The organism is Kutzneria kofuensis (assembly GCF_014203355.1).
GTDB classification, from domain to species: domain Bacteria; phylum Actinomycetota; class Actinomycetes; order Mycobacteriales; family Pseudonocardiaceae; genus Kutzneria; species Kutzneria kofuensis.
Genome location: NZ_JACHIR010000002.1, coordinates 146,519 through 159,175, shown reverse-complemented (window position 1 = coordinate 159,175; position 12,657 = coordinate 146,519). Strand labels below are relative to the sequence as shown.

The following is a 12,657-nucleotide window of genomic DNA, read 5'->3' as shown; positions in this document are numbered from 1 at the left end:
GCTGGGAAGGGAGAGGTCAGTCCTTGACGGCGCCCGCGGTGACGCCCGCGGCCACATAGCGCTGCGCCAGCACGAGAATGACCGCGGCCGGGATCGACGCGAACACGGCGGTCGCCATGATCGCGTTCCACTGTTGGTTGTTGTTGCCGATGTAGTGGTAGATGCCGAGGGTGATCGGCTCGTGTGAGCCGCCGTTGTCCAGCGTGCTGGCGAAGATGAAGTCCGACCACGCCCACAGGAAGGCGAACACCGAGACGGTGACGATTGCGTTGCGGCTCATCGGGAGCACGATCGACCAGAAGGTGCGCAGCCGGCTCGCACCGTCGGTCTTCGCCGCCTGCAGCAGCTCGTCGGGAATGGTCGACATCAGCGCGGTGAAGATGAACACCCCGAACGGCACGGCCAGCGTCGAGTCGGCGACGATCAGGCCGGGCACCGACCGCAGCAGCCCGAGGTCGAGGTAGACGGCGTAGAAGCCCATCGCCATGATGATTCCGGGAATCATCTGCGCGGCCAGCAGGAGGAAGTTGAGCACGCCGGCGCCGCGCGGACGCAGCTTGGCCAGCGCGTACCCGGCGGGCGCGGACAGGGCCACAGTCAGCACGACCGTGCCGAGCGCGACCACCACGCTGGTGCCCAGGTACGGCAACTGCTCGGCCAGCGCGGCACGATAGCCGGCCAGCGTGCCGTGCACCGGGAACAGGCTGGGCGGCGACTTCCGCATGTCCTGCTCCGGGGTGAAGGACACGTTGACCATCCAGTACACCGGGAACAGCATGACGGCGGTCAGCAGCAGCGCGAGGGCGGTCTTTCCCTTGCGCCGGAGCGCGGGCAGCGTCACGACGCCACCAGCTTCCGCTGGAACCGGATGTAGACGAGGCCGAACACCAGCGCGGTGATGACCAGCAGGTTCCCCACGGCGGCGGCCGGGCCGAAGGACGGCACCAGCGTGCCGAAGCCCAGCCGGTAGGACCAGGTGGCGAAGGTGGTGGACGAGTCGGTCGGGCCGCCCCGGGTCATGATCCAGATGATGTCGAACACCTTGAGCGTGTAGATCAGCCCGAGCAGCAGCGTGATCGCGGACACCGGCCGCAGCAGGGGAAAGGTGACCCGCCAGAACCGCTGCCACGCGCTCGCCCCGTCCAGCGCCGCCGCCTCGTACAGGCTCGCCGGGATCGTCTGCAGCCCGCTGTAGAGGATCACGAGGTTGAACGGGATGCCGATCCAGATGTTGGCCACGGTCACCGACACCAGCGACCACTGCGGCGAGGTCAGCCAGTTGACCGGGCCCAGGCCGACGGCGCCCAGCGCCGCGTTGACGATGCCGGAGTCGCTGTTGAGCAGCCACGACCACGTGGACGCGGACACGATCAGCGGCAGCAGCCACGGCACCAGGAACAGGGCCCGCAGCGTGGCCGAGAGCCGGAAGTGCTGGCGGAAGAACACCGCCAGCGCCAGGCCGATCGAGTACTGGAAGGCGATCGACACGCCGGTGAACACCGCCGTGTGCGCCAGCGCGGGCAGGAATGCCGGGTCACGCAGCACGACCCCGTAGTTCGCCAGGCCGGTGAACGGGGCGTCGCCCCGGACGAACGAGCGGACCGTGTAGTCGCGCAGGCTGAGGTCGACGTTGCGGTACAACGGATAGGCGTAGAACATGACCAGGTAGGCGGTGACCGGGAGGAGGAATCCCCAGGCGGCCCACCGGTCGAGGTTCCGCCGGCGCCGGGTGGCCGGCGCCGGGGCCGTCGCGGCGGTGCCGGTCTCGCGCAGCACATCGGTGGTCATCGGACCCTCACCGCGGCACGGCGGCCTGCGCCGCCTGCATCGCCGCGGCCGGCGACTTCGACCCGGACAGCGCGGCCTGCACGGCGGTCCACATCTGCTCGGAGATCTTCGGGTACTTCGTGCCCAGGTTGTCGCTGGTGCGGCCCTTCGCGGCGTGCACGGCGTCGACCCACACCTGCAGTGCCGGATCGGCGGCGGCCTGCTTCTGCTGCACGGCGGCGCTCGGCGCGACGTAGGACAGCGTGGTGTCCGTGGCGTAGATGTTATCCGCGCTGGTGAGGCAGGAGACGATCTTCTGGTCCGTGGCGTACCGGGAGGCGTCCTTCTGCGTCGGGACCGTGACGAACTCACCGCCGGTCGGCACCGGCGCCGCGCCGCCGTTGCGGGCCGGCACGGTGATCGTCCCGTAGGCGAAGCCCAGCTTCTTGGCGTTCGCCAGCTGCCAGGTGCCGTTCTCGGCGAAGGCGACGTTGCCGGCGGCGAAGTCCTGCCAACTCGTCGTCTGGGTGTTGTTGATCACGGAGTTGGGGGCGTAGCCGGCCTTGAGCCAGTCGCTCCACAGCGTCAGCGCCGCGATCCCCTCGGCGGAGTCCAGCTTGTCCAGCCGCGCGCCGGATCCCCAGAACCACGGCAGGAACTGGAAACTGCCCTCCTCGGTGCCGATCGCGGAGAACGTGATGCCCTTCTTGCCGGTGCCCGCGACCTTCGCCAGCGCCGCCGTCAGCGACGACCAGTCCTTGACCGAGGCCGGGTCCACGCCCGCGGCCTGCAGGATCTCCTTGTTGTAGAACAGGGCCAGCGTGTTCGCCCCGATCGGCGTGCCGTAGGCCTTGCCGTCCAGCTGCCCGGCGGCGAGCAGGTTCGGGTCCGCGCCGGAGGTGTCGATCCCGGTGTCGCCGGTCGTGGTGAGCACGCCCGCATCGGCCAATGTGGACACCACGGGGTTGTCCACCACCAGCACGTCGGGCGCGTTGCCCTGCTGGGCGGCGAGCAGCACCTTGTTGGTCAGGTCCGTGGTGTCGAACGCCGTCCGCTTGACCGTGACGCCCGCCTTGCTCCCACACGACTGGAGGAGTTTCACCCACGCCGCGTCGGCGGTGAACTGCGGATACGGGTCCCAGACCACGTAGTCGGTGCCGGAACTGCCCTCGCTCGTCGAGCCACAGGCGGCGAGCCCGGCGGCGGTGATCGCGGCGACGGCGACCAGGGTGAGGCGTCTGGAGGTCTTCATGGCGGGTTCCCTTCCTCGGGGGAGTGCGTGGGGAGGCGGGCCGGAAGGTGTCAGGAGGACAGTGGAAGCGGCGCCGGGCCGGTGCTGCCCCGCAGTGAGACGGGAGGCGTGAGCAGGTGATGCCCGGATGGACCGGCCGGATCGGCGAGTCGCGCCACGAGCAGGTCGACCGCCAGCCGACCCAGCTCCGCCGCGGGCACGTCGGCCGCCGTGAGCTGCGGCGTCACCATCTGGGCCCAGTGCGGCAGCGCCACGCCGGCGACGGAGAAGTCGCGCGGCACCGTGCGGCCGGCACCCGCCAGCCCTCGGTACAGGCCACCCAGCGCCGCCTCGTTCAGCGTGACCAGTGCGGTGGTGGCCGGATCGTCGGCGAGGATCCGTTCGACACAGGCGTGGCCGGACGCGGCGTCGTCGTCGCAGGGGTAGTGCCGGCCGGTGAGGCCACGGGCCGCCATGGCCCGGCGGAAACCGTCGAGCCCGCGCTGGGCCGACTCGTATCCGACCCGTAGCAACCGTTCCGGCCGGTTGACCAGGGCGATCCGGCGGTGCCCCAGGTCGGCCAGGTGATCGACGCACGCGGTGACCAGCGCCCGGTGGTCCACCGCGACCCAGCTGGTGCGGTCCGCCGCGTCGGTGCGGCCGATGGTGACGAACGGGAAGTCGGCCTCGAGCAGGTACTCGATGCGCTCGTCGGCCAGTCGGACCTCCATCAGGATCACCCCGTCGACACGGCGTTCGGCCAGCAACCGCCGCAGCGACGTCACGCTGTCCAGCCCGGCGGTCGACAGCAGCACGTCGTGCTCGTGCGCCGCGGCCGCGTCGGCCAGGCTGCCCATGAAGTCGAGCTGCATCGCCGTGTAGTGGTGGCCCACCGCCGGCGGGAACACCAGGCCGAGCGTGCCGGTGCGGCCGTTGGCCAGCGCCCGGGCGCTGGCGTTGGGTTGATAGCCCAACTCGTCGACCACCTGTTGGATCTTCCGGCGGGTGGCCTCGGACACCGGTCGCTTGCCGCTCAGCGCGTAGGACACCGTGCTCCGCGACACGTTGGCCCGGCGGGCGATCTCTCCGATGTTCAACGCCGCTCCCCGTACGAACCGGTTCGACAATCAGGCGAGACGGATGGTCCGTTCGCCGGCTGATAAGGGATAACCGTCGCGTCCCGGTCATCGAACCGGTTCGCGTTGGAGCGAGGTTAAGCACGCGTATCGGGTGTGTCAACCATCACGGCATTCTTCGACAGTTTCGACACGGCGCCGCATTTGGCGACGGATGTCCGACATTGCGAGGGGCGCTCACCTGTAATTTTCATCGACCGTGATGGCCGCGGTGGCCTCGTCAGTGGTGTCGGATCTCGGTTCTTACCACCGGCTACCGGTGCGAACGACCACGCGCCGCCGTTGACCGCGATGCGTTTCCGCACACCGATGGGCCTCGGTCTGAAGCGGTTTTCGGCGTGTCATCAGTAACCTTTTCGAATCGCCGCTGAACTGTCCACATTGAGCAGAAGCGAGACAGACCATGCCGTTCAACACAAGGTCGCGAGTCGTTGCGCTCGCGGTGGCGCTCGTGGCCGGAATGATCACGGTGGTGCAGCCGGCCGCGGCCGCCACGGGTGACGGCTCGCCCGGCGACGCCAACATCAAGTATTTCGGGCGGTGGGACACCCGCTCGTCGAGTGCGTACGTGCCCGGGTGGGCCGGTGCCTACGCGGTGGTCGGCTTCACCGGCACCACGGTGAAACTCCGCCAGCGCAACAGCGTCGACCTGTACGCCAGCGTCGACGGCGGCGCCTTCGTGTCGTACAAGGGCGTCAGCGGCACGGTGAACCTGACACCGACCCGGCTGCCGGCCGGCACGCACACGCTGCGGGTGGCCTACCGCCAGGTCGCCGGTTCCTACCATGGTGACGGGGTTTTCCAGGGCGTTGTCCTGGACGCCGGCGCGCACACCGTGGCACCGACCGTGCCGTCCCGGATCATCGAGTTCATCGGCGACTCGATCACGGCCGGCTACCGGTCGTCCAAGGAGGCGCTGACCGCGTACGGCTGGGTGACCGCGGAGAAGTTGGGCGCCGCGCACACCCAGATCGCCCGTCCCAGCGTGTGCCTCTACCCGACCGCCGACGGGTGCGTCGGCATGCGGGACCGGTACCTCAAGACCGGCTTGGACACCAGCACGCCGGACTGGGACTTCTCCCGCTACCGGGCCAGCGATGTCGTGATCAACCTCGGCACCAACGACCGGGGGCACAACGTCTCCAGCTCCCAGTTCCAGAGCGCGTACATCACGCTGCTGGAACGGATCCGCGCGAAGTACCCGGACGCCACCATCTACGCGATGGAGACGTTCAAGAAGTGGTACGTCGCCGAGACGAAGGCCGCGGTCGCCGCCCGGAACAAGGCCGGTGACAGCAAGGTCCGGTTCGTCGACACCGAAGGCTGGATCAACCCGACCACCGACACCGCCGACGGCACTCATCCCACCGACGGCGGCCACCAGAAGATCGCCGCCCGACTCGCCTCGATCCTCCGGTGAGCCACGAATACCCGCGGAAAGGAGAGCTGATGTCCGGCGTCGGCCGGCGCTCGGCCCTGGTCGCCGCGAGCGCCCTGGTGGCGAGCCTGGTGATGCCGGCGTCGGCGACCTGGCGCAGGTGAGTGGCTCACTCGGCCGCCGAGGCCAAGTGAGCCACTCACGTGCGAAGGTGAAGTGCTAGTTCACGGCGGTTTGCTGGCGCAGAAAAGCGGCGGCGGGCAGGTGGGCGTCGACCATGCCGCGCGTGACCAGACTGGCCATGACCGTGCCGCCGTACTCGGAGAAGTGGGACGCGTCCTGGACGCCGTCGTGGGCGACGGTCAGGTACAGCGGCCAGGACGCGTTCTCGCCCAGCTGTTCCAGCAGGGCCTGGCTGCGCGCGGTGAGGTCGATCAGCGGCACGTGCAGCTCACCGGCCAGGGACCGGATCACCGCGGGCAGGTCGACGCCGAGGTTGTTGACGATCAGGCCGGTCGGCGTGAGCTTGCCGTGGGAGTCGAACATGTGCCGCACGGGCGGGGTGACCAGGACCGGCATGCCGCCGCGCTGCTTCACGCCGTCGACCAGCTTGCGCAGGTTGGCCCGGAACGTGGCCTCGGTGGTCGTCTTGTCGTTGTGGGCCAGCTGGATCAGGACCTCGTCGCCGGACTTGATCAGTGGTTGCACGGTGGCGAACAGCTTGGGGTTGCTCAGCCAGCTGACGGTGCTCTCGCCGGAGTCGGCGTAGTTGTCCACCACGATGCCGGGCCGCAGCAGCTGGGGCAGTTCCTGGGCCCAGCCCCGCTTGGGACCGTTCAGCCAGTCCGAGGCGGTCGAGTCGCTGATCACGAACAGGTGGGGGTGATGCGCCGGTGCCACGGTCACCTTGGTCGCGGCCGGGTGGCTACCGGTGAGGCGGACCTGCAGGCCGGGGGTGCCCGTTCCCTCCTCGCCGGTGGGCATGCTTTCCGGGCTGCGCACGTTGACCGACAGCACCTCCTGGCGCAGCTCGCCGGCGCGGGTGCTGACCGGCGCGAGCATCGTGCGCCGCGCTTCCACCTGGACGCCGGTCTGCGCGGCGGCGGTGGTGCTGCCCAGGGTGACCGTGACGTCGTAGTCGCCGGGCGGGACGTTGAAGGAATACGAGGTGGCGGCGGGGGAGGTGGTGAGCAGGGACAGCAGGGCGACGGCGCTGACGAGCGGGGTGATCACGGGGCCTCCTGCGGGGCGATGGCGAGCAGGGAGATGTAGGCGAGGGTGCGCTGGGCGAAGTCGTTGGTGGCGAACGTGGCGAAGTCGCCGGCCGGGTTCGAGGTGCCCCGGGTCGGGATCTCGTCGACGGGCACGGGCACGGCCGTGCCGGACACCCGGACCGCCGCCGGCCACGGCTGGCCGCTCGGGTCGGAGGTGAACTGCTGCCAGCCCCGGGTCCGGATCGCCGGGTCGGCCAGTTGCTCGCCGGCCCACGCCGTCACCCGGGAGTAGATCGTCTTGAACACTCCGGGGTTGAAGTCCCGGCCGTAGCGGGCGATCTTCTCCGCCGACGGTGCCTGCACGTAGCGGGCGAAGTCCAGCAGGGTGCGGCGGAACTCGGGCACGTCGACGAGGTCCAGCGCCTCCCACAGGATCTGCTCGCCGCAGAACGCCATCGAGAGGTTGTAGCCGCCGTCGAAGTCGCCGCGCCCGAAGTTGGTCAGGTGCCCGGTGGCGGGGTCGAAGCCGACGGCCCCGCCGGCCTCGCCGGTGAACAACCCGGCGGGGAAGGTGGCGATGTCACGCATGCCCACGACGATCCGGTCCCGCCACCGGGTGTCGCCGGTGCGCTCCCACTCGGTCAGCCAGTTGCTCACCAACGCGTACCAGTCGGGTCCGATGCGCACGCGGGCCGGCGCCTGGTTCTGCGGCGGCAGGACCTCGCGCAGCGGATCGATCGAACGGAGCGTGGCGTCGGCCCGCAGCGAGCTCCTGATCAGGTCGCCGAGCAGCTCGTCGGCGGTGAGGTAGTAGGCGAACCGCTTCGTGAACGACTCGCCGACCCTGGCCTCCTTGGCGCCGTCGCCCCAGTGCGAGACGGCGTGCCGCGAGCCGAGGCCGGCGAACCGTCCACTGTGGTGGGTGTCGACCTCGCTGACGTGCTGGGTCATCGCCCGCGCCAGCCGGAACACCTCGGGCCGTCCGGTACGCAGGAACACGTACCACAGCGCGGCGTCGGTGCCGAGTTCGGCGTTGTCCCAGGCGTATCCGCCCACGTCGTAGCGCCAGCAGTGCCGGTCGGCGTCGTAGGTGTGCATGACGTCGCCGTAGTGCCAGAACCCGTAGAACTCGCGCTGGTCGACCTGGCCGGCGTAGAAGGCGACCTCCCGGTCGACGCCGTCCTCGTAGGCCGCCAGGGTCGCGGTGCGGCGGTCGGGCAGGCTCCAGCGGCCGAAGACGCCGGCCTCGTGGTACCGGGCCGGCGGCGCCACGATCTGCGCGCTGACCTCGGCGGGAAGCTGCGCCACCCGGGTACGTGACGGCGTGCTGTCGAGGGCCCACAGCCACATCTCGGTGGAGCGGGCCACGCCCTCCGGGGTGGCGAATCCCGGCTGTACGTCCTCGTAGGAGAGGTCCAGGCCGTGGGCCGTGGTGTCGTAGGGGCGCAGGTCCATCGCGCCGGCCTGCGGCGCCCACGACCACAGCGTGACGGTGGCGGTGTCGCCGGCCGCGCCGCGGATGTCCACCGCGCGGGGGAAGCGTTGCCAGAAGTCGCTCATGCCGAAGCCGATGCCGCCGCTGGTGCTGCCGACGTAACCGAACCCCGAGGCGCGGTCGCCGTGCCCGGCGTGCTTGAGCCAACTCGCCTTGGCCGAGGTCCGCTTCCACACCGAGAAGTGGTTGGCGGTCTCCTGGAACAGGGTGAAGTCGTTCCACATGGCCAATTGCTGGTATCCGTCGCGCACCTGCTGCGACCACTGGTCGACGGGCGGGGTGGCGGTGCCGGCGACCTGGGCGGCGCGCACGGCCGACCCGGGGTCGCGGCGGAGCCCGGTCAGCACCCGCACCGGCTCGCCCCAGATGCCGCCGGCCGCCGTGCCGAAGCGGACGTGCCGGTTGTGCGGCTCCTCGGTCATCGGCACCGCGATCCGCAGCCCGAGCCCCCGGATGAGGTCGTGGTCGACGTCGGCGTCCCAGACGAAGTGGTGCACCAGGCGGATCGCCTCGTCGCCGGCCCCGAGGTAGATGCGCAGCGTCCACGGCAGGACCGAGCGCACTTCGCCCTGAAGGCGATAGCGTCCGGTCAACTTCACGACCGCCCGTACCGGGCCGGCCTGCTCGACGGTCGCCGACGTGACATACCCGGCCCACTCGGTGCGCCGGACCACGTCCGCCTCGTCCTGCTGTCCCTGCAACAACAGCGTGAGTTGCCCGTCACGACCGACGACCGTGCCGTTACGGGCGACGGAGCGGATGGGCGTGGGGCCGTGCGCGGCCAGCCGGACGTCGACGATCCCGTTGCCGAGCCTGATCTCGTCGCCCGATTTCGACACGGCAACGGGATGTTGGGGAGCGGCCGGGGCGCCGGTGCTGAGGCGGAACGCCCCAGCCACCGGCGTTTCGGCGCCGATCGCGTGTCCGGTCCACTTGAGACTGCCGTCCGGCCAGTAGGCCAACGGCCACGACTGCACCGGAACCGGCGCCCCGTCCGCGCTGGCCAGCGCGAAAGTCGCACCCTTGGCCACCTGGCCACGCGGCCACGGCACCCCCCAGGTGCTACCGGCCGGGGCCGGTGGCGGACCGTCCAGCCAGTGCAGGTCCGCCGTCGGCGTGGTCGGTGTCGCGGCCGCCGGCGCACCCAGTGCGGTGGCCGCGGCCGCCACGCCGGTGCCGGCCAGGAAGATTCGTCTCGGAAACGGCATCGGCGACCTTTCCTAGCGAGTGAGCGTGATGACGGCGTTGTGGTCGGTTCCCGGCGTCACGGTCACCGTGAACAGGTGGGTCGCCGAGTCGTAGTGCACCGCGCCGACCGTGTTGCCGGTGGCCGTCGGCGCGGTCGGGGCGTAACCGTGCAGCGTCACCGACTTCTCGTTCGCCGCGAAGCTGACGGTGGCCCGCACGGTCCCGTTGTCGGACAGTTGGGTGATGCGCTTGCCGCCCAGTGACACGAACTTGCCGGCGTCCCCGAGGAACGCGATACCGGACCGACCAACCGGTGCGGCCAGGTAGTAGGAGCCGTCGGCGTTGACCGTGTCGGTGAACGTCCCACCGGCCGGCACCAGCCTTCCGGCCCCGGTGAAGTAGTTGTACACGTAGGAAACGCCGGCGATGCCGTGGTCGTTGGGGCGGAAGCTGATCGACTGTGAGCCGCCGTTGCGGGCGTAGGCGAAGAAGTACCCGTCCCGCAGTCCGTTGTGGTCGGTGTGGGTGGCGGCGACCATTGGCGGCGTGCCACCCTGGGCCATCGCCGGATAGACCGAGTCCACGGGCACGATCGGCACGTCCGGCTTGACGATCACACCGTCCGACCGGACGCTGTGCAGCAGGTTCGTCGTGTTCTCCTTGCCGATCGCGTCCCCGACGCCGACCATGCCGCCGGACAGCGTGGCCAACAGCAGGTTGCTGGTCTCGTTGCTCAGGAACACGTCGCTCCACGGCCACTCGCCGAGCGCGCTGGCCAGCCGCGAGCCGAACAAGAACGTGTCCCACTTCGATCGTTCGAACCGGTCCTCGTTGACCCGCGCGGTCTGGACGTTCTGGTAGCGCGTGCTCTGCAGGTTGTTCCACGGCAACGCCATGCAGTACTGCACGCTGACGTTCTTCGCCGCCGCCGAGTTGGCCATGTTGCCCGTGAACGCGTCGGGATCGGTGAGGTTGTACCGGGGCTGCGCGCCCGACGACAACCAGTCCTGCTCGTACGTCGCCACGCCGGCGTCGGCGAGGTAGTTCATGGTGCTGTTCCAGAACGCCGGATCGGTCACCACGTCGCCGGACATCGTGTACTGCTGCCGATACGGACTGGCGGCGTCGATCCACCGCGCGTGGGTGACCAGCGGCAGTCCGAGCTGCTTCTGGAACGCGGCCAGGCCGTTCAGGAACAACTCCGGCGCCGCCTGGTAGCGATACTCGCCGCCGCGGTCGGTCCCGTTGCCCTGCCAGCTGTTCGACGACCCCTTCGGATACCACCAGCTGTCCAGCTGGAGATAGCCCAGCGGGACACCACGGGAGGCGAAGTCCTTGGCCACGGCGGTCAGCGTGCCCGCATAACCCTTCGAGGTGTCGTACTTGTAGTAGTAGCTCGCGCCGTTGTCCGTCCAGTAACCCAGGTTGTTCAGCGTGACGCCGGCGTCGTTGGGGATGGGCCGCTTGCCGCCCAACGCCGTCAGTGCCGAGCCCCAGGTGGTGAACGTTGCGTTGATGCCCTGACCGGCGACCAGCATCGTGCGATGGGTGAACCCGGCCGGCAGGGTCGTCACGCCGGAGGTGATCCCGTTGGCCACGGTGTTGGCGCCCCGGGTCAGGTTGGCCACCGCGAAGTTGTCCGCGGCGGACACCAGAAACCCGTTGTCGTGGCCGTCGAAGCTCACCAGCGGGCTGTCCGGCGCCAGCGAGCCGTTGAACTGGTACGGCGAGAACTGCTTGTGCTGGAACGACTCCCGGTACGGCAGCGCGGGCGTGGTCAGCGCCGGGAACGTCGCCGCGGCGCTGTTGGCCGCGGCGGACTGGTTGGTCGCGCTGAAGAGCACGACCGGCGCGTTCTGGTACACCCGGATGCTGGCGGTGCGCGGCACGCCGTCGGTGTAGCCGAAGGTCACCTGCTGGTACCCGCCGATGGAGTCGCTCCCGGCGGTGTTGCTCCGGCTGGTCAGCGGGTGGCCGACGGTCCCGCTGAACGTCCAGTCGGCGGGCTGCCGGGTGCGGATCTGGTAGCTGCCGTCGGTGTTCACGGTAGCGGTGATCCCGGACGCCTTGACGGCGGTCTGCGCGGGCCGGGCGCTGGCAGCGCCTTGCGTCACGACGAGACCGACCGCCAGCAGCACGGCCACCCGCGTCCCGAACCTGGTCATCGTGCTCATACCTGCTTGAACCCGTCCATGATCGCGGTGGGCTGGCGGGTCGAGGAGTTCCAGGCGCCGTTGCCGTAGCCGGTGAACGGCGACATGCACTCGGGCTCCCAGTAGAACAGGCCCTGCCCGCCGTTGCTCTTGAGCGCCTTGAGGTAGGCCACCAGCGCGGACTCGGTGGCGGAGACCTTGCTCACGGGTCCGCCGAACTCGGTCTGCATGAACGGCTTGTGGTAGGCGTCGGAGATCTTCTTCATGTTGCCGACGATGCCGCCGGCCAGGCTGGCGCTGCCGTAGGAGGAGAACACGGACATGTCCCACTTGCCGCCGTTGCCGGAGTAGCGGCTGAAGAACGTCTGCATCGAGTCGTACTTCTGCGGCTGGGCCAAGTGGATGCACACGGTCGTGCTCGGCGACACCTGCTTGACCTGGTTGTACGCGGCGTTGAGCAGGCCGGTCATCTGGCCCGGGTTGGAGACGCTGCCGACGGGGTGGCAGATGCCGCTGTTGATCTCGTTGCCGATCTGCACCCAGGTGGGCAGCACGTCGTTGCTCTTCATGACGTTCATGCTCTGGTTGACGTAGCTGTTCATCGCCGAGAGCATCTGGCTGTAGCTCATGTTCTTCCAGGCCCCGGGCGGGTTCTGCACGCCGACGGAGTTCCAGGTGTCGCCGAACATGTAGTCCAGCATGATCGACATGCCGGCGTCCTTGATCTTTTTCGCGAACGCCGCCACCTCGGCGATGCTGCAGTGGCCGTTGGCGGGGTCGCCGCTGGGGTTGACGAACGTGCGCAGCCGGACCGCGCTGATGCCGTAACCCTTGAGAATGGTCAGCAGGTCCTGGCTCTGCCCGCTGGCGTTCTTCCAGCTGTAGCCGTGGGCCTGCATCTGCGGCGCCCAGCTGATGTCGACGGCCTTGAAGAAGGTGGTCGCGGCGGGAGCGGCCGGCGCGGCGGCGGCCAGCGCCCGGGGCAGGGCGCTGGTGCCGAGCACGAGCGCGCCGGCGCCGGCGGCCGCGCCGAGCAGCAGGCTGCGCCGCCCCAGTTGGGTCTCGGGCTTGTCGTTCACGGTGAGCTCCTTGTCT

At 69.6% G+C, this 12,657-nt stretch carries 9 protein-coding genes; 1 reads left to right on the top strand and 8 read right to left on the bottom strand.

Features of this window, described 5'->3' with window-relative positions:
• Positions 1–16 precede the first annotated feature (16 nt).
• The 4 genes from BJ998_RS39910 to BJ998_RS39895 are packed head-to-tail and all read right to left on the bottom strand — an operon-like array spanning position 17 to position 4,095.
• Positions 17–778: a carbohydrate ABC transporter permease gene (locus BJ998_RS39910; RefSeq protein WP_184869746.1), complete on the bottom strand. Its 762-nt coding sequence runs from the start codon at positions 776–778 to the stop codon at positions 17–19.
• Positions 779–837: 59 nt separating this feature from the next.
• On the bottom strand, positions 838–1,788 hold the full coding sequence (locus BJ998_RS39905) for a carbohydrate ABC transporter permease (RefSeq protein ID WP_184869330.1): 951 nt from the start codon (positions 1,786–1,788) through the stop codon (positions 838–840).
• Between the two features lie 7 nt (positions 1,789–1,795).
• A complete protein-coding gene (locus tag BJ998_RS39900; RefSeq protein ID WP_184869329.1) occupies positions 1,796–3,019 on the bottom strand; it encodes a sugar ABC transporter substrate-binding protein in 1,224 nt (407 codons plus the stop codon).
• Between the two features lie 50 nt (positions 3,020–3,069).
• A complete protein-coding gene (locus tag BJ998_RS39895) occupies positions 3,070–4,095 on the bottom strand; it encodes a LacI family DNA-binding transcriptional regulator (RefSeq protein WP_184869328.1) in 1,026 nt (341 codons plus the stop codon).
• 499 nt (positions 4,096–4,594) lie between these two features.
• On the opposite strand from BJ998_RS39895, the gene BJ998_RS39890 reads away from it, so the two are divergent.
• The gene (locus tag BJ998_RS39890; protein WP_246490035.1) at positions 4,595–5,554 is read left to right on the top strand and encodes an SGNH/GDSL hydrolase family protein; all 960 of its coding nucleotides are present in this window, start codon (positions 4,595–4,597) and stop codon (positions 5,552–5,554) included.
• 177 nt (positions 5,555–5,731) lie between these two features.
• Here BJ998_RS39890 and BJ998_RS39885 read toward each other — a convergent pair whose 3' ends face one another.
• The 4 genes from BJ998_RS39885 to BJ998_RS39870 are packed head-to-tail and all read right to left on the bottom strand — an operon-like array spanning position 5,732 to position 12,641.
• Positions 5,732–6,745 (bottom strand): rhamnogalacturonan acetylesterase, encoded by a 1,014-nt coding sequence (locus BJ998_RS39885; RefSeq protein ID WP_184869326.1) that lies wholly within the window; start codon positions 6,743–6,745, stop codon positions 5,732–5,734.
• Positions 6,742–9,429, bottom strand: coding sequence for an exo-rhamnogalacturonan lyase family protein (locus BJ998_RS39880; protein WP_184869325.1), 2,688 nt, complete (start codon positions 9,427–9,429; stop codon positions 6,742–6,744). Before BJ998_RS39880 ends, BJ998_RS39885 begins: the two co-directional genes overlap by 4 nt.
• A gap of 12 nt (positions 9,430–9,441) precedes the next feature.
• Positions 9,442–11,574 carry a hypothetical protein gene (locus tag BJ998_RS39875; protein WP_184869324.1) on the bottom strand — a complete coding sequence of 711 codons (2,133 nt, stop codon included), beginning with the start codon at positions 11,572–11,574 and terminating at the stop codon, positions 9,442–9,444.
• 5 nt (positions 11,575–11,579) lie between these two features.
• Positions 11,580–12,641 (bottom strand): glycosyl hydrolase 53 family protein, encoded by a 1,062-nt coding sequence (locus BJ998_RS39870; RefSeq protein ID WP_312890081.1) that lies wholly within the window; start codon positions 12,639–12,641, stop codon positions 11,580–11,582.
• Positions 12,642–12,657 lie beyond the last annotated feature (16 nt).